At 69.5% G+C, this 20,692-nt stretch carries 22 protein-coding genes and 1 tRNA gene; 8 read left to right on the top strand and 15 right to left on the bottom strand.

Features of this window, described 5'->3' with window-relative positions; translation table 11 throughout:
• Positions 1-14: 14 nt before the first annotated feature.
• The 4 genes from QP029_RS11030 to QP029_RS11045 are packed head-to-tail and all read right to left on the bottom strand — an operon-like array spanning position 15 to position 3,211.
• Positions 15-665 (bottom strand): HAD family hydrolase, encoded by a 651-nt coding sequence (locus QP029_RS11030; RefSeq protein ID WP_284874341.1) that lies wholly within the window; start codon positions 663-665, stop codon positions 15-17.
• Between the two features lie 34 nt (positions 666-699).
• The gene (locus QP029_RS11035) at positions 700-1,080 is read right to left on the bottom strand and encodes a hypothetical protein (RefSeq protein ID WP_284874342.1); all 381 of its coding nucleotides are present in this window, start codon (positions 1,078-1,080) and stop codon (positions 700-702) included.
• A 24-nt stretch (positions 1,081-1,104) separates the two neighbouring features.
• Entirely contained in the window at positions 1,105-2,349 is a 1,245-nt protein-coding gene (gene mshC, locus QP029_RS11040) for a cysteine--1-D-myo-inosityl 2-amino-2-deoxy-alpha-D-glucopyranoside ligase (RefSeq protein WP_284874343.1), read from the bottom strand.
• A 34-nt stretch (positions 2,350-2,383) separates the two neighbouring features.
• The gene (locus tag QP029_RS11045) at positions 2,384-3,211 is read right to left on the bottom strand and encodes an undecaprenyl-diphosphate phosphatase (RefSeq protein ID WP_284876234.1); all 828 of its coding nucleotides are present in this window, start codon (positions 3,209-3,211) and stop codon (positions 2,384-2,386) included.
• A 69-nt stretch (positions 3,212-3,280) separates the two neighbouring features.
• On the opposite strand from QP029_RS11045, the gene QP029_RS11050 reads away from it, so the two are divergent.
• The 3 genes from QP029_RS11050 to QP029_RS11060 all read left to right on the top strand — a co-directional run bounded on the left by QP029_RS11050 (position 3,281) and on the right by QP029_RS11060 (position 6,421).
• The gene (locus QP029_RS11050) at positions 3,281-4,201 is read left to right on the top strand and encodes an aldo/keto reductase (RefSeq protein ID WP_284874344.1); all 921 of its coding nucleotides are present in this window, start codon (positions 3,281-3,283) and stop codon (positions 4,199-4,201) included.
• Positions 4,202-4,269: 68 nt separating this feature from the next.
• The gene (locus QP029_RS11055; RefSeq protein ID WP_284874345.1) at positions 4,270-5,292 is read left to right on the top strand and encodes a YncE family protein; all 1,023 of its coding nucleotides are present in this window, start codon (positions 4,270-4,272) and stop codon (positions 5,290-5,292) included.
• Positions 5,293-5,314: 22 nt separating this feature from the next.
• A complete protein-coding gene (locus tag QP029_RS11060) occupies positions 5,315-6,421 on the top strand; it encodes a quinone-dependent dihydroorotate dehydrogenase (RefSeq protein ID WP_284874346.1) in 1,107 nt (368 codons plus the stop codon).
• Between the two features lie 84 nt (positions 6,422-6,505).
• On the opposite strand, the gene QP029_RS11065 is transcribed toward QP029_RS11060, so the two are convergent.
• The 4 genes from QP029_RS11065 to QP029_RS11080 are packed head-to-tail and all read right to left on the bottom strand — an operon-like array spanning position 6,506 to position 10,432.
• Entirely contained in the window at positions 6,506-6,901 is a 396-nt protein-coding gene (locus QP029_RS11065; protein ID WP_273055178.1) for a hypothetical protein, read from the bottom strand.
• Positions 6,902-6,913: 12 nt separating this feature from the next.
• Positions 6,914-7,456 (bottom strand): YbhB/YbcL family Raf kinase inhibitor-like protein, encoded by a 543-nt coding sequence (locus QP029_RS11070; protein WP_284874347.1) that lies wholly within the window; start codon positions 7,454-7,456, stop codon positions 6,914-6,916.
• A 49-nt stretch (positions 7,457-7,505) separates the two neighbouring features.
• Positions 7,506-9,296, bottom strand: coding sequence for an ABC transporter ATP-binding protein (locus QP029_RS11075; protein ID WP_284874348.1), 1,791 nt, complete (start codon positions 9,294-9,296; stop codon positions 7,506-7,508).
• Complete coding sequence (locus tag QP029_RS11080) at positions 9,293-10,432, bottom strand: ATP-binding cassette domain-containing protein (protein WP_284874349.1); 1,140 nt, start codon at positions 10,430-10,432, stop codon at positions 9,293-9,295. Before QP029_RS11080 ends, QP029_RS11075 begins: the two co-directional genes overlap by 4 nt.
• An 8-nt stretch (positions 10,433-10,440) precedes the next feature.
• On the opposite strand from QP029_RS11080, the gene QP029_RS11085 reads away from it, so the two are divergent.
• Positions 10,441-10,872 (top strand): hypothetical protein, encoded by a 432-nt coding sequence (locus tag QP029_RS11085; RefSeq protein WP_284874350.1) that lies wholly within the window; start codon positions 10,441-10,443, stop codon positions 10,870-10,872.
• A 147-nt stretch (positions 10,873-11,019) separates the two neighbouring features.
• Positions 11,020-11,105 (top strand) — tRNA-Leu (locus tag QP029_RS11090).
• A 221-nt stretch (positions 11,106-11,326) separates the two neighbouring features.
• On the opposite strand, the gene QP029_RS11095 is transcribed toward QP029_RS11090, so the two are convergent.
• Positions 11,327-11,752 carry a cupin domain-containing protein gene (locus QP029_RS11095; RefSeq protein ID WP_284874351.1) on the bottom strand — a complete coding sequence of 142 codons (426 nt, stop codon included), beginning with the start codon at positions 11,750-11,752 and terminating at the stop codon, positions 11,327-11,329.
• Between the two features lie 104 nt (positions 11,753-11,856).
• On the opposite strand from QP029_RS11095, the gene QP029_RS11100 reads away from it, so the two are divergent.
• Both QP029_RS11100 and QP029_RS11105 read left to right on the top strand, forming a co-directional pair.
• The gene (locus tag QP029_RS11100) at positions 11,857-12,558 is read left to right on the top strand and encodes a TVP38/TMEM64 family protein (protein ID WP_284874352.1); all 702 of its coding nucleotides are present in this window, start codon (positions 11,857-11,859) and stop codon (positions 12,556-12,558) included.
• A 10-nt stretch (positions 12,559-12,568) separates the two neighbouring features.
• Entirely contained in the window at positions 12,569-13,141 is a 573-nt protein-coding gene (locus QP029_RS11105) for a MarR family transcriptional regulator (RefSeq protein WP_284874353.1), read from the top strand.
• Here QP029_RS11105 and QP029_RS11110 read toward each other — a convergent pair.
• The 3 genes from QP029_RS11110 to QP029_RS11120 are packed head-to-tail and all read right to left on the bottom strand — an operon-like array spanning position 13,138 to position 15,738.
• Positions 13,138-14,433: an SPFH domain-containing protein gene (locus QP029_RS11110; protein WP_284874354.1), complete on the bottom strand. Its 1,296-nt coding sequence runs from the start codon at positions 14,431-14,433 to the stop codon at positions 13,138-13,140. The genes QP029_RS11105 and QP029_RS11110 overlap by 4 nt on opposite strands.
• 3 nt (positions 14,434-14,436) lie before the next feature.
• Complete coding sequence (locus QP029_RS11115) at positions 14,437-14,865, bottom strand: NfeD family protein (RefSeq protein WP_284874355.1); 429 nt, start codon at positions 14,863-14,865, stop codon at positions 14,437-14,439.
• 24 nt (positions 14,866-14,889) lie between these two features.
• On the bottom strand, positions 14,890-15,738 hold the full coding sequence (locus QP029_RS11120) for a DUF3097 domain-containing protein (protein WP_284874356.1): 849 nt from the start codon (positions 15,736-15,738) through the stop codon (positions 14,890-14,892).
• A gap of 33 nt (positions 15,739-15,771) precedes the next feature.
• On the opposite strand from QP029_RS11120, the gene QP029_RS11125 reads away from it, so the two are divergent.
• Entirely contained in the window at positions 15,772-16,506 is a 735-nt protein-coding gene (locus QP029_RS11125; protein WP_284874357.1) for an Rv1486c family protein, read from the top strand.
• Here QP029_RS11125 and QP029_RS11130 read toward each other — a convergent pair.
• The 3 genes from QP029_RS11130 to QP029_RS11140 form a co-directional block, all read right to left on the bottom strand.
• Positions 16,473-17,546, bottom strand: coding sequence for a ferrochelatase (locus tag QP029_RS11130; protein ID WP_284874358.1), 1,074 nt, complete (start codon positions 17,544-17,546; stop codon positions 16,473-16,475). The two genes, QP029_RS11125 and QP029_RS11130, sit on opposite strands and share 34 nt — an antisense overlap.
• Before the next feature lie 60 nt (positions 17,547-17,606).
• Entirely contained in the window at positions 17,607-19,442 is a 1,836-nt protein-coding gene (locus QP029_RS11135; RefSeq protein WP_349293727.1) for a DIP1281 family NlpC/P60 protein, read from the bottom strand.
• 501 nt (positions 19,443-19,943) lie between these two features.
• On the bottom strand, positions 19,944-20,444 hold the full coding sequence (locus QP029_RS11140) for an Rv1476 family membrane protein (RefSeq protein WP_284874360.1): 501 nt from the start codon (positions 20,442-20,444) through the stop codon (positions 19,944-19,946).
• Positions 20,445-20,692 lie beyond the last annotated feature (248 nt).

Raw genomic sequence — 20,692 nt, forward strand, 5'->3', positions numbered from 1 at the left:
GCGATCAGAGTAACTCACCGGGGCGGAAGTCGTGCGAACCACTCGGCCACGGAGTCGGCGGTGACCCCCACGAAGTCGTTGCGCCCGTGAAGCTCGGTCAGGGTGACCACCCCGGCGGGCGCCCGGTCGGCCAGGCCGATGACGCGGCAGCCGGCGTCGACAGCGGCGGTCATGCCGGCCCACGAGTCCTCGAACACCAGGCAGTCGGCCGGGTCGTGACCCACCCGGCGGGCGGCCTCGAGGTACATGTCGGGTGCCGGTTTGGGGGCGGGCACCTCATCCCCGGTCACCGAGTCGGTGAAGAAGTGCCCGCCGACGGCACTGATGCAGGGGGCGGCCAGTTCGCGTTCGGTGTTGGTGGTCACCAGCATGGGGACCCCGGCCCCCCGCAGCTGCGAGAGCAGCTCGGTCACCCCGGGGTTGGGGGTGAGATGCTCGGCGAGCAGGCCGGCCATCTGGTCGAACATGACCCGTTTGTGACGTGGGTAGTCCTCCTCAGCCACCTGCACCCCGGCGTGGCGGGCGCACACGTCGAGGGTGTTGCGGAAACTCCCGCCGACGGTGGTGGCCCGCAGCTCCGGCGTGAGGCGACGGCCGAGGCGTTCGCTCATGTCGTAGGTGGCGATCCCCCACAGGGGTTCGGTGTCCACGAGGGTGCCGTCCATGTCCCAGAAGATCGCTCGGGGCGGCGTGTGCGGCTCAGTCAAGTTCGGGAAGAGAGGACAGGGCCTCGTCGTCGGCACCGGTGGCGGCGGAGGCGTCGTGGATGAGCTCGTTGAGTTCCTGCTTCTCCTCGGGCTCGAGGACGGCGCCGGCGTGGCGAGAGTTGAACTCCTCGAGTTCATCGACCGAGACCTGGACCACGGAGCTGAGCATCTCACCGGTGGGGTCGTCCGGGAGAACGTCCAGGGCGTCGAGGAGGCGTTCGAGGATCGCCGTGAGTTCGGGCAGGACCGCCGGGTCGAAGGGCTGGTCCCAGAACTCCTTCTCGTCCTCCTTGAGGTAACTGCCGGTGGAGAAGTCGGTGAGGGTGGTGATGAACTCGTCGACAGTCGGTTGGAACTCAGCGCGAATGGTCATGGCACTCATTGTCACCGAAAACGTTCACAGGCGCACGCCCAGCAGTGCGTCGAGGGCCGTCGAGACGAGTTCTCCCGCGCCGGCCTCGTTCTCGCCCCGGTACTCCCGTGCCCAGGTGTCCACGTCGGCCAGTGCCCCGGGGGTGTCCAGGTCGGAGGCGAGGTGGGTCCGGATCTCCTGGACCAGGGCCTGTGCCCCGGCGAGGGTGCCGGGGGTGCGAAGGGCGACCCGCCAGGCGTCGAGACGCCCCACGGCGTCGGTGAGGATCTCGTCGGAGAAGTCCCGGTCGGCGCGGTAGTGGGAGTCGAGCAGGGCCAGGCGGATGGCGGAGGGGTCGTAGCCTGCATCGGTGAGCTTGGACACGAACACGAGGTTGCCCAGGGACTTGCTCATCTTCACGCCGTCCAGCCCGATCATCCCGGAGTGGACGTAGTGGCCGGCCATGCGCTCGATGCCGCAGCCGGCCTCGGCGTGGGCGGCGGAGAACTCGTGGTGCGGGAAGATGAGGTCGCTGCCACCGCCCTGGATGCTGAAGTAGTCGCCGATGCGGTTGAGAGCGATGGCGGAGCATTCGATGTGCCAGCCGGGACGCCCCGGTCCGAAGGGGGATTCCCAGGCGGGTTCCCCGTCGCGGTGGGCCCGCCAGATGAGAGCGTCGAGCGGGTCACGCTTGCCGCGTCGGTCGGGGTCACCGCCGCGCTCGGCGAAGAAGCGCTCCATCGTCTCCCGGTCGTAGTTGGACTCGTAACCGAACTGCTCGGTGGCCGTGATCGAGGCGTAGACGTCGGGGTGCTCGGCATCGTCGACGACGTAGGCGGACCCGTTGTCCAGCAGCCGCTGGACCAGCGCGATGACCTCGTCGACGGATTCCATCGCGCCGATGTAGTCGCGCGGCGGGATGACGCTGAGCTGCTCCATGTCGGAACGGAACAGGTCGGTCTGGCTCTCCCCCAGGTCACGCCAGCCCACCCCGTCGCGCTCGGCCCGCTCGAACAGCGGGTCGTCGACGTCGGTGATGTTCTGCACGTAATGGACGGGATGGCCGTTGTCCAGCAGCACCCGGTGGATGATGTCGAAGGTGACGTAGGTGGCCGCATGGCCCAGGTGGGTGGAGTCGTACGGGGTGATGCCGCAGACGTAGAGCCCCGCGGTGCCGTCGGCGCCGAAGGTGCCGACGGGGCGGATGACCTCGTCGGCGGTGTCGAAGAGAGCGAGGGGGACGGACGCGCCGTCGATACGCGGGACATCGGGGGTGGGCCAGGAACGCATGTCCCACACTCTAACGCGTCAGCGTGCGGGCCGATCAGACAGGCTGGAGGACCCCGAACGCCAGCAGCGCCATGACGAGGAGACCGGCCGGGATGCGGTAGGCGGCGAACCAGGCGAAGGAGTGGTGGGCGACGAACTTGAGCAGCCAGGCGATCGACGCGTAACCGAGGACGAAGGTGATGATCACGCCGAGGACCAGCTGCCCGGCAGAGGCCGCCTGCCCGGCCTGCGGTGCGAAGGCGTCGGGCAGGGAGAACAGTCCGGAGGCGAGGACGGCGGGGATGGCGAGCAGGAAGCTGAAACGGGTGGCCACCTCCCGGTCGAGGTTCATGAACAGGCCGGCGGAGACGGTGCCGCCGGAGCGGGAGACGCCGGGGATAAGGGCCAGGCACTGCGCGAAGCCCATGACCACGGCGTCCTTCATGGTCAGTTCGTCGAAGGAGCGCTGCTTCTTACCGAACTTCTCCGCGATGATGAACACGAAGGAGAACAGGACGAGCACGGTGGCGGTGATCCACAGGTTCCGCAGGCCCTCGCGGATGAGGTCACGGCCGAAGAAACCGATGATCGCCACCGGCAGGGTGCCGACGATGACCATCCAGCCCATCCGGTAGTCGAAGCCGCGCAGTTCCTTGTTGAACAGGCCGCGGAACCAGCCGGTGAGGATCTGCCAGATCTCCTTGGCGAAGAAGACCAGCACCGCCAGCTCGGTACCCAGCTGGACGACGGCGGTGAAGGAGGCGCCGGCGTCCTGCCCCCAGAACAGCTCGGAGACGATCCGCAGATGCCCCGAGGAGCTGACCGGCAGGAACTCGGTCAGTCCCTGCACGATGGACAGGACGATGACCTGCATCCAGGTCATGTTGTCGGCGGCGGCAACTGCATACGTCACGTCATTCACGCGGATTACCGTACTACTAGTGTGGTCGAGGTGAAGCAACGTCGAGTGGGTGTCAGCGGACTACGGGTCTCCGACCTCGGTCTGGGAACGGCGACCTGGGGCAGCCACGTGACGCGTGACGACGCGGCGTCGATCCTGCGCACCTTCACCGCCCATGGTGGCACTCTCGTGGACTCCTCCCCCGCCTATGCGGCCGGTACCTCGCAGGAGATGCTCGGCGCCGTGCTTGCCGACGCCGCCGTCGACCGCGAGGACCTCGTCCTCTCCTCCTCGGCGGGAGTTGCCCCGCACTCGCCGGTGGGCCACCGCGTCGACTGTTCCCGCCGGGCGCTCATGCGCCAACTCGACCGGACCCTGACCGCCCTGGGCACCGACCACCTCGACCTGTGGTCGGTGGGCTACTGGGACGAGAAGACCCCGCCGGCGGAGGTCGCCGACACCCTCGACTGGGCGGTGCGCACCGGTCGCGCCCGCTACGCCGGGGTCCGGGACTACAGCGGCTGGCAGCTCGCCGTCACCCACGCCGCCATGACCGGCCCGGCACTCGTCGCCGCCCAGCGCGAGTACTCCCTCCTGGTCCGCGGCATCGAGGAGGAGGTCATCCCCGCCGCCGGGCATCTCGGGGTCGGAGTTCTCGCCGCCGCACCCCTGGCCCACGGGGTCCTGCCCGGCCGCTACCGTTCCACCGGGCAACCCGCCGGTGCGCGAGCGGAGATCCACGCCCTGCTGGGCACCACCTCCGACGTCGTCGTCGACGCCGTGACCACCGCCGCTGAGGGGCTCGGTCTCCCGCCGGCCGTCGTGGCCCTGGCCTGGGTGCGTGACCGCCCCGGCGTGGCGGCGGCCGTGGTGGGCCCGTCCTCCCCCACCCAGGCCGAGGAACTGTTCCGGCTCGGTGGCACCGTCCTGCCCCGGGCGATCATCAAGGCGCTCGACGACGTGTCCCGGTGACGTCCCCGGTGATGTCCCCCGCTGACCCGCGCTGACCGGCTGATAGGCGGCTGATAGGCTCGGTAGACGTGAAAACCGGACGCCTCACCGCCCTCGCGGCCACCACCGCGCTCGCCTCGCTCGGACTGACCGCCTGTCAGACCGGCTCCGCTCCGGAACCGGGCCCGGAGATGGGGAACGCCGTCGCCGCTGCCTCCCCAGAGTCCGTCGACCCGGCCGGCCGCGTCATCGACGTCGACACCGAGGTCATCGACCTCGCGGTCGCCGGGGAGACGATCGCCCTCCGGTCCGCCGAGTCACTGCAGGTGGGCACCCTCGCCGACTTCGACGCCGGCGAGGCCGAGACCGTGGAGATCCCCGCCGCCTGCGCCGACCTCACCGCCTCCGCTGACACGTTCGTGCTGGCCTGCGGCTCCGAGGTCCTGCTGGTCGATGCCGCCTCCCCCACCATCCCCACCTCCCGCGACGTCTCCGACAACGCCCCCGCCTCCTCCGCGTCGCTGACCACCACCGGTGAGCTGCTGGTGGGCAACGCCGAGGAATCGGTCGTCTCGGTCCACCGGGACGGCGAGGACGCCGACACCATCGACGTCGCCGGCACCACCGACCAGCTGCTGGCCGTGCCGATCAACGGCGCCCAGGACGTCGCCGTGCGTTCGAACATCGCCAACACCACCGTCCAGGACATCCACTGGGAGGACGGCGAGCAGGGCGGCACCCTCCGCGTCGGTGTCGGCGTCGGCCAGATCGCCGCCGGTGAGGACGGCCTGGTCATCGCCTCCGACACCCTCGGCGACCAGATCGCCGTCTACACCGCGACCGACGTCATCCGCCTCCACCAGACCGCCCCCGTCGACGCCAGCCCCTGGGGCGTGGCGTGGGACCCCGACCGCGACCTCGCGTGGGTGGCTTCGACCGCCGACAACGTGCTGGCCTCCTACGACATCTCCTCCGGCGTCCCGGAGCAGGTCCACACCCTGAACTCCGTCGCCGACGCCCACCACATCGCCGTGCTGCCGGACGGCACTCTCGTCGCGGTCTCCGCCACCGGCGACGGCCTCCAGGTCATCGACGATCCCGACGCCGCCTAACATCCCCCCAGGAGTCATCCCCATGTCGCTGCGCACCGCCGCCTACCGCCTCGCCCTCAAGGGCATGTTCACCCTGCGCCCGGAGCGCATCCACGGCGTCATCCACGACGGCCTCGGGCTGCTCCAGGCCGTCGGCCCGGCCAACCGCATCCTCTCGAAGGTGGTGCCGGTCTCCGACCCGGTGCTGGCCCAGGAGGTCTTCGGCCGGACGATCCCGCGCCCGCTGGGGCTGGCGGCCGGTTTCGACAAGAACGCCACCGCCGCCGACACGTGGACCTCCGTCGGCTTCGGCTACTCGGAGCTGGGTACCGTCACCGCCTCCCCGCAGCCCGGCAACCCCACCCCGCGACTGTTCCGCCTGCCGGCCGACAAGGCGATCCTCAACCGCATGGGCTTCAACAACGCCGGCGCCGCGGAGGTGGCCGGTAACCTGCGCCGCCGCAGCTCCGATGACGTCATCGGCATCAACATCGGCAAGACCAAGGTCGTGGCCGCCGAGGACGCCGTCGGCGACTACCGCCGCTCCGCCACGCTGCTCGGTGACCTCGCCGACTACCTGGTGGTCAACGTCTCCTCCCCCAACACCCCGGGTCTGCGCGACCTGCAGGCCGTGGAGTCCCTGCGGCCCATCCTCACCGCCGTCCAGGAGTCCACCACCACCCCGGTCCTGGTCAAGATCGCCCCCGACCTGTCCGACGAGGACGTCGACGCCGTCGCCGACCTCGCCCTCGACCTGGGCCTGGCGGGTATCGTGGCCACGAACACCACCATCTCCCGGGAGGGTCTGTCCACCCCGGCCGCCGATGTCGAGGCCCTCGGCGCGGGCGGCATCTCGGGACCCCCGGTCGCGGACCGTGCGCTCGCCGTCCTCCGGCGCCTGCACGCACGCGTGGGCGACCGTCTGGTGCTCATTTCCGTGGGCGGCATCACCACCCCGGAGCAGGCCTGGGAACGGATCACGTCCGGTGCCACCCTCCTGCAGGGTTACACCGGCCTGATCTACGGTGGCCCCGACTGGATCCGGGACATCCACCGCGGGATTGCCGACCAGATCCACCGCCACGGTCTGAGCTCGATCACCGAGGCGATCGGCTCCGATCTGGAGTGGCTGGCCAACCCGGAGCACTGACCCTTCTCCGGAAACACCACGGGCGGGCCACAGCAGTGATCGCTGCGGCCCGCCCGTCGTCGACCGGCAGTGTGTGCGGTGCCCCTACCCCTTCGGGATGAGCGAGCGGCGGATGACCAGCGCGCAGAGGAACGCGAACACGGCGTACATGGGCAGCCAGTACTGGGCCATGACGTAGAGAGGCTCACTCGGCAGCAGGCGGGCGAAGATGATCAACGCCACGGCGACGACCAGCGAGATGACCTGGGTGCGGCTGGCGGCCTGGTCCCTTCGGATGGTGGCGAAGGCGCCGAGGATCATTGCCGCGACGAGGATGACCAGCACGCGCGGGGTGACCGCGAACGGCGCCATCCAGCCGTCGCCGAACACGGCGATGACGGTGAACACGAGCAGCGCGACGGCCAGCGCCATGAAGGCACCGCCGACGCGGAGTGCCAGGGGGACGTGATAGGCGCCGTCGCGCTGCTTCTTGGAGCTCATGGTCTCCAGAGCCTACTTGGCCTCGTACCAGCCCCAGAGGATGGCCCGCCCGATGGAGTGGAAGTAGAGGTTGAACCCGAGGACGGTGGCCGTGGCGTCCGGGTCGACGTCGAGCTTCTCCACATCCACGGCGTGCACCGCGTAGAGGTACCGGTGCGGCGCATGCCCGGCCGGCGGGTTGGCGCCGTAGTAGGCCTTTTCACCGGGATCACCCGCGAGGGTGACCACACCGTCCAGACCGCCGAGGGTCTCATCCGAGCCCGCACCGGTGGGCAGCTCCGTGACGTCGACCGGGATGTTGAACGCCGCCCAGTGCCAGAAACCGGACGCGGTCGGGGCATCCGGATCGAAGCAGGTCACGGCGAGGGACTTCGTGCCCTCGGGCAGATCCGACCAGGACAGCTGCGGCGAGACGTTCGCCGGGGCACGCTGCGCCTCGGCGAGCTCGTCGCCGTCGTTGAGGTCGGTGGAGGTGAGCGGGAAGGACGGCAGGTCCTTGAGCGGGGCGTAGGGGTCGGGGCCGGGGAAACGGGAATCATCTGAATAGGAGGTCATGTCTCCCGTTGTACCCGAGATCACATGAGGGATGCCACGACCGCCCCGCTCACAGGGGCCCCTCTCCCGCGCTCCACCGCTCGTAGAGCTGCGCGTACCGCCCACCCGCGGCGACGAGCTCCTCGTGGGTGCCGCTCTCGACGATCCGGCCGAGGTCCATGACGAGGATCCGGTCGGCGACCATGGCCTGGTCCAGCCGGTGGGCGACGATGAGGCTGGTGCGACCCCGGGCGGCGGCCGCGGCGGCCGCCTCCAGGGCCCGGGCGTCCTCGCTGCCCGCCTCGGACGTGGCCTCGTCCATGATGAGCACCGGCGGGTCCCGGAGGATGATCCGGGTGAGGGCGATCTGCTGCGCCACCTCGGGTGGCAACGGGTCGGCCCCGGCCCCGACGGCGGTGTCCAGGCCATCGGGCAGACTGCGCGCCCAGGCGGCGGAGGTCGGCGACAGGCCGGTGGCGGACAGTGCGGTGATGAACTCATCGTCCGTGGCCGTCGGTGCCGCCATGCGCAGATCGTCCCGCAGGGGCCCGGAGAAAAGGTGCACGTCCTGGGTCAGCAGCGTCACCTGCCGGGTCACCCAGGCGTCGGCGACCCCCGCGGTGTCATACCCGCCGAGGATGATGCGCCCGGAGTCGGGGCGCTGCAGCCCGGCGAGGAGTCCCGCCAGGGTCGACTTGCCGGCGCCGGACGCGCCGACCAGGGCCGTGGTGCTCCCCGCCGGGAGGGTGACGGTCACATCAGGCAGGATGACAGCACCTCCGGGATAGGAGAAGCGGAGGGAGTCGATGATGATGTCCGGGGCGGTGGGCAGGTCGGCCGGGGACGGGCGGGCGTCGTCACGCACCATCTGCGCGAGTGCCACCGCGCGGCCGAGGGAGGTGCCGGCCTCCTGGATGTCACCGGCGAAGAACAGCAGGTTGAACACATGGCCCTCGAGGCGAACGACGAGCACCATGGCGGCGGTCGCCGCGCCGATGGTGATGAGGTCGCGGCCCACCAGCCACGTCGCCAGACCTAGCGTGCCCGCGAGCAGCGTGAGGTAGGCGATGTTGCCGTAACCGAGCAGGTGGACGAACAACGGCGCGCGGTCCGCACGGGCCTGGACCGCCGCCCAGGACGCCGTCCGGGTCCGCCCCACCGCCCACGGGCCCAGACGCAGAGCGCGCAGCGTCGGCAGACCCCGGACCGTGTCCAGCAGGACCGCGTTGCGACGCGCCTCAGCCGAGGCCACGATGTTCGCCGCCTGCGGCATCCGCGGCAACACCCGGCGCAGCAACGGCACGATCACCACCAGAGTCAGCCCCAGGGACAGCGCGAACGACCAGTGGAGGAGCAGCAACGCCACCAACGTCACCGGGAACATGAGGACGGTGACCACGATGCGGGTACCCGTCGCCGAGAGCATCCGCACCACCGTGTCGATGTCGTGCGTGATCCGCGTGATCACCGTGCCCGTACCCAGCTCCAGGACATCCGGGACCGGGGCCCGGAGCGTCGCCGCCAGCGCCGCACGCCGCAGGTCCACCGACAGCATCCGGGTCCGGGCCAGCAGCAGCCACCCACCGGCGGCGCGACCCGCCGTCTCCACCAGCATGGCCACCCCGACCGCCACGAGCAGCCACACGAACGTCTCCGCCGGGCCGTCGATGACGTCCACCGCCAGACCCAGCAACGCCGCCGACACCGTCATGGCACCCACCGTCAGTCCGAAGATCAGGGCTGCACCGACATACCAGCAGGCGCCGGGATTCGACGGCAGCGACCAGATCAGAGCCAGGGACTCACGCACCGTCGCCGGCGCCAGCGCATCCTCCCGGTCATCCGGGACCCAGGCGTTCACGGGATCACCTCCACCCGGTCAGCCACGCCCACCCACGCCGCGGAGGTGGTCACCACCACGGTGACCCTCCCCCGCCGCAGGCGCGCCACCTGCTGCGCCACGGCGTCGAGGGTCACCGCGTCCAGGCCCGTCGTCGGTTCGTCGAGAACCAGCACCTCCGGGTCCCGGACCAGCCACCGCGCCAGAGCCACCCGCTGGCGCTGCCCACCGGACAGGTTGAGCCCCGCCTCCCCGATCGGCGCATCCGGCAGGGTCTCACCGTCCGCCCCGCCCAGACGGGTGATGATGTCCCCGCACGCCGCCGCGGACAACGCCGCCTGCACCCGCTCCGGATCCGCGTCGCGCAACGGGTCGATGTTGTCCGCCAACGAGCCCTCGAACACCGCCACCGCATGCGGGGCCACGACCACGCCGGGGTTGCCCGAGTCACGCAGGTCGTCGAGGCGCCGGCGGATCTTCTCCTGCCCCGCCGCCGTGGTACTCGACCACACCGTCAACCCCGGAGCCGGGACCGCCGTGGAACCGGTCGCCGGCGCCGGTGCCTCCAGGTCGGCGACCAGATCCCGGATCCGCTGTGTGGACACCAGCCCCCGTGCCCAGTAGTCCACAGCGAAACTCAACGAGTACCCCAGCCACGTCAACGCCGGCGGCACCACCAGGGTCGCCGTGACCAGGTCCGCCGTCGAGATCGCCGACCGACGCGTCATCACCAACGCCACCACCAGCACGATGATCACCGCGGCCGTCGGCACCAGCTGCCGCACCAGCGTCAGCCAGCCCGTCAACCGCGCCTCCCGCAGCATCACGTCCAGGGCCCGCTGCGTGGCCTCGTGGAACCGGCCCATCGACCCCTCGACCGCACCGAGGCCCTTGACCACCCGCGACCCCTGCGCCAGATCCGTCGCCAGGGACATCGCCACACCCTCCGCGTGCCGACGCCGCTCCGCCACCCGCGCCAGCGGCCCCGCCGTCACCAGCGTCGCCGCCGTGGTCACCACGCCACCGGCCAGCATGAGCACCCCCAGCACCGGATGTGCCACCCCGACCACCACCGCCGATCCCAGCAGATACGCCACCATCATCACCGGCCAGTTGACGATCTCCTTGAGCTCACCGGCCTGATACGAGATCCGCATCCACCGTGTTGAGCACCTCACCCGGCGTCTGCGACGTCGGCACCGCACCCACCAGACGAGACGTCAACGACATCCGCACCGAATGCACCGTCCGCCCCGACGCTAGGTCCGTCAACGCATCACCCGTCGACTCCGCCACCCACGACGCGGCGGCCAAACCTGCCGTCGCCATGACCGTCACCAGGGCCACCTGCGCCGATACCGTCTCAAACGCCGCCGTGGACCCCCGGCCCACAACCACCGAGATGAGCACCGAGGCCCCCATCCCGGCGACCACGCCCGCCAGCAGCACCGCCACCGCCCGCCCGTGGAGCCCCAGGAGCGTCAGCGTGCCCTGCCGCCGGGACACCCACGTCTCCGGCGCCACCGCCGGATCATCGGCCGGCGGGTTCACCGGAACGAACCACGACCACGTGGGCATCCGGGACGGCGGCGAATAAGCTCGTTTCATGATGGTTCACCAAGCTATCAGTTACATCGCTGTAACTACGGTTGACATGCGGATTTGTGTGTTTGCCGGAACACCCGCTACAGTAATGCGAGTGCCCAGCCGAGAGGGTGAGCACAGAACAAGTGAATGACACCCGGCCCGGGTGGCGGAATGGCAGACGCGCTAGCTTGAGGTGCTAGTGTCCTATTAACGGACGTGGGGGTTCAAGTCCCCCTCCGGGCACAAACCGAAGGTCCCGCGACATCGTTGTCACGATGTCGCGGGACCTTCTTTATTCCGGCCGCGGTGGCTCCCAGCACTCCAGGAAGCGCGCGGAAACAGGGTTTTTCCGCCACTTCTGGTTCGCCTGGCGCCACGTGGCCCGGGTCCAGGCCCGGGTCCGGACATGAGTAACGCCCGCCGACCCCTGAATGGGCAGGCGGGCGCGGAGGAGTCGGGAGCTCCTAGTGCTGCTCGTTCGGATCGTTGTCCGCGTCGTCCTTGGTCTCGTGGTAGGTCCCCGGAACGTGGTCCGGTGCGGCGTAAATGGAGTACAGCTTGATGGTCTCCTCGCCCTCATTGACCATGTTGTGCCACTTGCCGGCCGGGACGAACACCGCGAAATCATCCTCGACGACCTGGTCCACATCGAGCTTGTCCTCGGAGTCACCGATCATGATGCGGCCCTTGCCGGCCTCCAGGCGGAGGAACTGGTCATGATCGTCGTGGACCTCAGCGCCGATCTCTCCGCCGGCGGGGATCGCCATGACGGTCATCTGGAGGAACTTGCCGGTCCACAGGGTGTCGCGGAACGCCTCGTTGTCGGTGGTCACCTTCTCGATGTCCAGGACGTAGGGCTTCGGTCCGTGATCGGTGCGCAGGTCTGCCATGATCTCTCCTTCACTGGTGGCGGTCTGTCAGCCACCGAGTCTAGTGACGCGCCGTGCCAACGGCCAGGAAGTCGGACCTAAGCCGGGGCGTAGACTCATTGCCCGTGAAGCGTTTCGGGGAGTTCATCGGCGGCCTGGTCCACGATGCGGTGGCTGCGGTCCGTGGCTGGTCCCCGGCCCGTCGAATGGTGGTCATTGCCGGAGCCGTCGCTTTCCTCGCGGTGACGGTGCTGGTGGACGTGCCGCCCATTGCCACGCTCCGCGACTGGGCGGAGGCGGCGGGGCCCGCGTTCGTGGTGGCGTTCTGGTTCGGCTACGTCCTCATCACCCAGTTCCCGATCCCCCGCACGCTGCTGACTCTGGCCAGCGGGGTGCTGTTCGGCCCGGTGCCGGGCATTATCGTCTCGTTGACGGCGACGACGGTGGCGGCGGCGGTGTCCCTGCTCGTGGTCCGCCGGCTGCTCGGCGACTGGATGCGTCCGAGGCTGCGACACCCGGCGGTCGCGGGAATCAACGCCCGGCTCGAGCAGCGGGGCTGGCTGGCGGTGACGAGCCTGCGGATGATCGCGGGTGTGCCGTTCTCCGTCCTCAACTACGCGGCTGCGCTGTCGGCGGTGCCGTTGTGGGCGTTCACGGTGTCCACCTTCGTGGGCTCGGCGCCGGGGACGATCCTCACGGTGATCCTCGGTGACGCACTGACCGGGCAGTCCCATCCCGCGGCGATCATCCTCACGGTGGTGCTGGCGCTCATCGGAGTCGCGGGACTCGCCGTCGACCATCGCCTTCCGGTCAAGTCTGTGGCGTAGACTCGACGTCATGTTGGCCATTCATGCCCGGTACCGGGGTCGCGAGATCCGGCGCGCCGAACTGGTCCGCCGCTCCGCCCGCGCCCTGTCCACTCTGGAGGGCGTCGGGGAGTTCCGTTCGCTGGGAGTCGAGGACATCTGCGCTGACGTGGCCTCCCCGGAAGCACTGTGTGACACGGCCATGGCACTGCTGTCGGACGGCAGCTGGGCCATCGGGATCGGGGTCGCCCCGGCAGGCGACGAGGATACCGCGCGGGTCGCGGCCACCGCGTCATTGTCGTCGGGCGCCCGCGCCGGTGCGGTCAAGGTCCGGCTCCGCCCGGCGGGATCCACCCTCGCAGCGGATATCGCCGCGGTGTTCTCCCTGCTGGGCCACGTGCTGGCCAAACGCACCCTGGAGGGCCGCGAGGCCACGTCCCTGGTGAGGTCGGGGCTGAATCAGAACGAGGCCGCCGAGGAGCTCGGCATCTCCAAACAGGCGATGTCGCAACGGCTCCAGGCGGCCGGGTGGCAGGCGGAGACCGCCGGCTGGCAGCTGGCGGTCAACCTCATCACCCGTGCTGACGCGGGATCAGGACACTAGTTCCGGTCGGTGTACGGCCCCTCGTAGGGCGTCTCGGCCGGCTGCTCCGGGGTGGAATCCATCCCGATATGCTCGACGGCGGACGCCGGGGAGGAGCCCTCCAGCTGCGCGCGGGCGGTGTCGGTCTCGGAGGATGCGGGGGTTTCCGGGCGACGCCGGGGAGCAGGCTTGTCGGAACCGGCCAGTTCGTGCAGCTCCGGATCCACCGGCTTGTTGGCCACCGCATTGGCGGCGGCGACGGCGGCGGCGATCTCCGGGTCCGAGGCGGTGGAGAACCAGTCGTCGGTGTTCTCCGGCTCGGCCATCTCCCGGGTCTCCTCGTCGACGTGGGCGGGCTCGTAGCGGAAGACACCCTCCTCATCCTTCTGGGCGAAGGCGCGGGCGAACTGCTCGAGGGAGTCACCGAACTGGGAGGGGATCATCCACATGGTGGATGCCTGGCCCTCGGCCAGCTGCGGGAGCTTCTCCAGGTACTGGTACGCCAGCACCTCGGGCGTGAGCTTCGCGGACTTGATGGCGGCGTTGACCTTCTGGATGGCACGGGCCTCACCCTGTGCCTGCAGGTAACGGGAGGCCCGCTCACCCTCGGCGCGCAGGATCATCGCCTGTCGCTCCGCCTCGGCGGAGAGAATCGCGGCGTGCTTGTCACCCTCGGCGGAGAGGATGCGGGCCTGCTTCTCACCCTCAGCGGTCTTGATGTCGGACTCGCGGCGACCTTCGGCGGTGAGGATCATGGCGCGCTTCTCGCGGTCCGCCTTCATCTGCATCTCCATCGACTGCTGGATGGACGGCGGCGGATCAATCGCCTTGAGCTCCACTCGGCTGATGCGCAGACCCCACTTGGAGGTCGCCGCATCCAGTTCGCCGCGCAGACGGCGGTTGATGGTCTCACGGGAGGTCAGGGTCTCCTCCAGGGTCATGCCACCGACGACGTCACGGAGCGTGGCCACGGAGATCTGCTCGACACCGACGATGTAGTTGTCGACGCCGTAGATGGCCTTCGCCGGGTCGTTGATCTGGAAGGTGACCACGATGTCGATCGCCACCGTCAGGTTGTCCTGGGTGATCACGGCCTGCGGCGGGAAGGACACGACGCGTTCACGGGTGTCGATCCGGGCACGCACCCGGTCGATGAACGGCACCAGCAGCGTCAGACCGCCGGAGACGGTCCGGGTGTAGCTGCCCAGACGTTCAATGACCGCCGCCTCACCCTGCGGGATGAGCGCGATAGATTTGATGACGACGACGGCGACGAAAACGAGGAGGACGACGAGAAGTATCAGTCCGGCCACGGGTCACTCTTCCTTCCAGACGACTGCGGTGGCGCCGTCGATGCTGATCACGGAGACACGCTCGCCCTCGGCGAACGTGTGGGACGGGTCGAGGGAGCGGGCCGACCAGATCGAACCGTCCAGGCGGATCTGCCCGCCGTGGGCGGCGACCGGGTCAATGACCACGGCACTGGAGCCGATGAGGGCGTTGACGGAGGTGTCCAGCGCCTTCGGCTGGTGCAGCCGACGCTTGAGGTACGGCCGCAGGAACACCAGCAGCGCGAAGGCCGAGACGGCGAACGCGATGACGGACCCCCACAGCGGTGCCCCGGCCAGGGACACCCCGGCGGCGGCGAGTGCGGCGCCGGCGAGCATGAGCAGGGTGAACTCGCCGACCGCGAGTTCGAGACCGGCGAGTACCAGGGCTGCGATGAACCAGACTATTGCTCCCACGTGCCCCAACGTACCGGACCTGCCCTACATGAGGTCGGACTTGCTCAGTTCGGGCGTGGTGACGAAGTCGACGAGGCGCTCCACCGCCCCGATGAGGGTGGAGTCGAGATCCCGGAAGGAGCTGACGGCGGAGGAGACCCGGTGCCAGCCCTCCTTCGGGTCCGACCAGCCGACGCGCCGGCACACACCCGTCTTCCAGTCCTCGCCGTAGGGCACCTCCGGCCAGGCCTTCAGGCCGACCCGCTCGGGCTTCACGGCCGCCCAGATGTCGATGAACGGGTGGCCGGTGACCAGGACGTGCTCCCCCACCGACTCGGTCAGCCGCGACTCCTTGGAGCCGGTGACCAGGTGGTCGGCGAGGACACCGACGCGGCGGCCCGGTCCGGGGCCGAACTCGGCGAGCCGGGACTCCAGGTTGTCCAGGCCCTCGAGGTACTCCACGACCACACCCTCGACCCGCAGGTCGTGGCCCCACACCTGCTCGACGATGGCGGCGTCGTGGATACCCTCCACCCAGATGCGCGACGGCGCGGCGACCTTGGCCTGGACGTTGGCCACCTTGCGGGACCCGGAGTTGGAGCGCTTCGGCGCGGTCTGCTTCGGCGGGAGGTAGCGGGTCAGGGAGACCGGCTGGCCCTCGTAGAGGAAGCCGCCGGGGGTCAGCTGGAACAGCCGCTGACGGCCACGGCGGTCCTCGAGGCGGACGAACTCGCCGTCGTAGGTGCGCTCCCAGCCGACGACAGCGCCGACGAAGTCCTCGCCCCGGATCTCCACCACCAGGCCCGGCTTCGCGGGGATCTGCGGGTAGGAACGCGGCTGGTTGCGGCGGTGGCCGGAGAGGATGTCGCCACCGTAGGGATCATGGAAGCTCATGGCGGGCCACTCTATCGGCTACACTGCCCCGCCATGGATATCCGCGCCGAAGTCTGGTCCCCGCTGCAGAACACCGCCGTGTGGCTCGGTGCGTGGCTGCACGGTCTGACCCCCACCGATGATCTTGTCGACGCCCTGCTCGACCTCGGTGGCAGCGGACTCACCGACGTGCTCCGGGACCTGCGCCAGGTGACCCGCGGCGTGGCCGGTGAGGAGCCGGTCCTGCGGCTCGTGCTCTCCGGGCCCGGGGAGGCACCGGCGTTGCGGGCGGGCAGTGCGGGGGCAGAGGCGGCGTCGGTAAGCGGGGTGGGTGCCCTGGTGGTGCGCGACCGTGACCCGCTGACCTCGCACATCCTCGTACCGGACGGCGACGGTGACTGGCAGTGGTTCACCGATGACCTGCCGCAGCCCGCGCCGGCGTGGCTGAGCCCCGGGGAGGCCGACCAGCTGCTCACCCGCGCCACGGAGGAGGCGGCCCGGATGGTCGAGGCCTCCGGTTACCGGACGGACGCGTTGTCCTCACCCCGGCTGACGGTGGGGACGCTGTCGGACTTCTACGACACTCCGGGACTGCCCGGGGCGGTGCCGCCGCGGGCCGCGAAGCTGTTCGCCCGCGCTGACCGGGTGGCCGCGATCGTGGAGACGGTCACCCAGCGTCTCGACGACCACCGCATCGACCCGCAGCTGCTCGGCCTGTGGCGCCACATCCGGGCGGCCCGGATGGCCGGAGTCGCCTACGCGGTACGCGAGTTCGGTCGGCTGACCTGACAACAGCCCGGGCGGCAGGGCGCGCCGTTGACCGTGCAGCCCTGCACGGTGACCTCCCCGAGTCCGGCCGGGGCGGAGTTGTCCACCAGCTCGGCGACCAGGTCGAGCACCATGCCGGCGAACTCGGGGGACGGACCGGCGGTACGGGTGCGCTCGACGTGGACGTCGAGCTCCTCGGCGGCGGCGACCAGCTCCGTGTCCAGGTCCCAGATGACCTCCATGTGATCGGAGATGAACCCGACCGGACACACCACCACCGCCCGGGTCCCGTCAGCGGCGAGCGCCCGGGTGTGGTCGACGATGTCGGGTCCCAGCCACGGGGTGGCCGGGTTTCCGGAGCGGGACTGCCACACCAGGTCGAACTCGTCGATCCCGGCAGCCTGCGCGATCAGGCGCGACGCCTCGGCGACCTGCCGGGAGTAGAGGTGGGCGTCCTCCGGCCCACCGGCGGCCCGGTCGGCGGCCACGGGCACGGAATGCGCGGTGAACAGCATGCGGGTGGCGTCCCGACGGTCGGCAGGGACCCCCGCCACGGCCTCCCGCACGGCCTCGGCCATGTGGTTGATGAAGATGGGGTGATCGTAGAACTGCCGCAGCTTGGTGAACTCGATCGCCGGGAGCCCCTGCTCGGCCAGGTGGGCGATCATCCCGCGGATGTCCTCGTTGTACTGCAGGCAGGCGGAGTAGCCGCCCCACGCGCTGGTGGCGAAGACCAGCGCGTTGCGTACCCCGTCCCGGGCCATCTGCTCGGCCGTGTCGTTGGCGAAGGGGTGCCAGTTACGGTTGCCGAAGTAGACCGGCAGGTCGAGGCCACGGGCCGCGATCTCCGCCTCCAGGTTCGCGATGATCTCCCGGTTGAGACGGTTGAGCGGGCTGACCCCGTCGAAGTGGAAGTAGTGCTCCCCGACCACGGCGAGGCGTTCCCGCGGGATGCCGCGACCGCGGGTGACGTTCTCCAGAAACGGAACGACCTCCTCGGTTCCTTCAGGACCACCGAAGGAGAGCACGAGGAGGGCGTCAAAAGTCATCTCAGCAGGCATGACATCGACCTTATCAACCGTTCGATGGATGCCCGCACTGAACCTGACGGGGCGACCTGGTTAGATCAGGCGTACCGCATGCGGGGCCATGCCCGACCAGCGGACCGGGGTGGTCTGCACGTGGGAGCCGGAATTCGGGGCCTCGATCATCATGCCGTCGCCGAGGTAGATGGCCACGTGGTGGTTGCCGTTGGGTCCGTAAAAGATGAGGTCACCGCGCTCCATCTGGCTGGGATCGATCTTCTCGCCGTGGTTGTACTGGTAACCGGTGAAGTGCGGCAGGGCGATACCCGCGCCGGCGAAGGCGTAGAGCACCAGCCCGGAGCAGTCGAACCCGATCTTGTTGTAGTCGCCGTTCGCGTCGGCCACGCCACCGTCGCGGATGCCCTGGGTCGGCCCGTTGGCGTTGCCACCGCCCCACGCGTACGGGACACCGATCTGGGACTGCGCTCGGGCGATGACGGACTCGATGGTCGCCGCCCGGTCACCGGTGAGCTGGCCGGCTGCCTCGTCGGTGACGTCCTCGATGGTGTCGATGGTGGGAAGGGTGGTCACGTCAGTGGACTCTCCCGTTGACCCGGAGCTCTCAGAACTCTCCGAACTGTCAGGGATGACGAGGGCCGGCTCCTCCGCGATCTCCTCATCGGCCACCGGGTTCTGCACAGCGGCGATGTCGGCGGGCGCGGACTCCTCGTCGGAGACCGGCGGGTACGGGTTGGCCAGTTCGGTGTGGTCCGGCTGGGACTCGGCGATGACAGCCGCGGCCGCCGTGACTGCGGCGGCGGTGGCGGCGTCACGGTACGCCTGGGCCTGCTCATCCTGGCGGGCGCGCTCGCGGGCCTCGGCTTCCGCACGCTCGCGGGCCTCGGCGCGTGCCGCCGCCTCCGCTTCTGCAGCAGCCGCTTCTTCGGCGGCCACCCGTGCAGCCTCCTGCGCCTCGGCTTCAGCTGCCTGACGACGTTCGCGTTCCTCCGCGTCCGCGGCTTGCTCCGCCGCCGCAAGCTCCCGGGCGGCCGCCTCGGCAGCGGCCCGGTCGCGGGCGGCTCGTTCGGCAGCGGCGTCCGCGTCAGCCTGCGCCTGTTCAGCGGTGGCGGCCTCCTCCTCGGCCGCCTTCCGCGCCTCCGCAGCGGCGATCGCATCGTTCTCGGCCTGTTTGCGTGCGGCGTCGGTCTGGCGCTGCTCCTGCTGGCCCTGCTGCGCGGCGTTGGTGGCGGCGGCGTCGTTGCGGACCTCGTCCAGCTGCTCCTGGGCGGAGTCGCGTTCGGCGACGAGACGATCACGTTCGGCGGTGGTCTCGGCGATGCGGCGGGAGTTGTCCTCGATGGCGGACCGGGCCTCGGACTCCCGGGCGGTGGCGTCGGCCTCGCGGCGTTCGGCAAGGTCGCGGGCCAGGCGCAGCTGGGATTCGCGGTTCGCCTGCTCGGTGCGCAGACGATCGAGCCGGTCGATGGCCGCCCGCTCCTTCTCAGCGTTGGTGCGCAGATAGGTCTGCCGGTCGAGGGAATCGGCGGAGGCGTCCTCGCCGGCCAGCGTAGTCACGGCTGGCTGGGTGGCCGTCCGGCGGTAGGCGGAGCGGGATATCTCATCGAGGCGGGCCTGGGCCTGCTCGATGGAGGACTGCGTCTCGTCGAGTTCGGCTCGGGCGACGATGACGCCCTGGCGGGCCTGTTCGGCACCGGCCTGGGCGTCATGCAGGTCGACGAGGGCCTGGTTGACGGCCTCCCGCAGGCTTCCCACCTCGAGTTCGAGGCGGTCCACCTCCGACTGGCTGGCGGCCACGGAGCCGACGAGGTCAGCGACGGAGGAACCGACGACAGGTTCGGTCGGCTGCGCCACCGCCGGCGTCACGGCGGACAGGGTCGCGGTGCACACTGCGGCAGCGAGCACCACCCGCATGCGGGCACGGAAACGGGATCTGGACACGGATACTCCTCAAACCCCCCACAATCAAGCTCTCAGACTTGACCCGTTGGAGGCAGCGTCGCGATGTAGTCGGTGCAGGCACACGGGTATCCAGACCTTGCATCCCGTCCAGGTGGCTCATCGCGCTTGGCGTGCTTCCCCACATGCCCGTGCGATAACGATGTCGGCCGAATGCCGTGACTCCTGATCGAAATGAAGGTTTCCATCGACCCGTGAGCCGATATGAGCACCATAGAACACGTGGGACTCCCGTGACACAATCTTTACCAATATTCACAGAAGTAAAGGCCAGCCCCATGACCACACAAAAGGCGGGTGACCAGCGACGTTATGGAACCGTTAGATTTGTGTGACGTTGGTCACAATTACGGCCACGCCGGCGTGTCGCGGTGTCAGTTCGATAACAAAACTACGTGAGGAAGGGCAGGCATGAGAGGGCCAAAAGGTCAACCGCCGAGACTTGACTGTCCTGGATCAGGCAGGCTGCCGATGCCGGACGCTGCGCACTCCCCAGGCGGTCAGCGCCCCGACCGCGGCGATGACCAGCAGCAGGGCCACTGTCACCACAGCCCAGTTGATCCCGGCCCCGGACACGTCATCGATGAACCGGTGCGCAGCCCCCACCACATCCGGGTCCCCCAGGAAGGAGTACTGGGCCGATTCGATGGCCGAGCGGGAGTGGACGTCACTGACGATCGCCCCGCTGCCCGGCGCCCGCACCACGACCGTGTCCACCTCGGTGGCCAACAGGACGTCCTGCGCGATGTCGCGGAGGTCCGCGGTCCGCTCCGGCGTCCGGTCCAGGACGACGAAGCCGACGCTGCCGAAGTCCCCGGACTCGGCGTGTGCGGCGGCGTCGAGAAGCCCCGGCTCGACGTCCCGGGCGAAGTCCTCTCCCCCGTCACCCCCGTATGCGACGGAATCCTCGTCGATCTGCTGGGCGAGATCGGGGACGTCGACGCCGGCGGGAATCATCGTGGCGGGTCACTTTCTGCAGGTGGAGTCAGTACATGTACCCACCGGTTATATCTGTCGGCGGTCATTCGGGGGTGACGGCTCGCCGCGCCCGGCCGGGAAATGCCCGAAACATAACGCTCGTACTGTTAGAATGCGAGAAGTCGGCGGTTCACTTCCATAGACTGGGGATGAACCATCGCGTTCAGCCGTCCTGCGCCGCCCTTGACCAGGGGTGACCTTCACGGTGACGAACATTTCAGTTCAAT

The organism is Corynebacterium suedekumii, assembly GCF_030252185.1.
Classification (GTDB): Bacteria; Actinomycetota; Actinomycetes; order Mycobacteriales; family Mycobacteriaceae; genus Corynebacterium; species Corynebacterium suedekumii.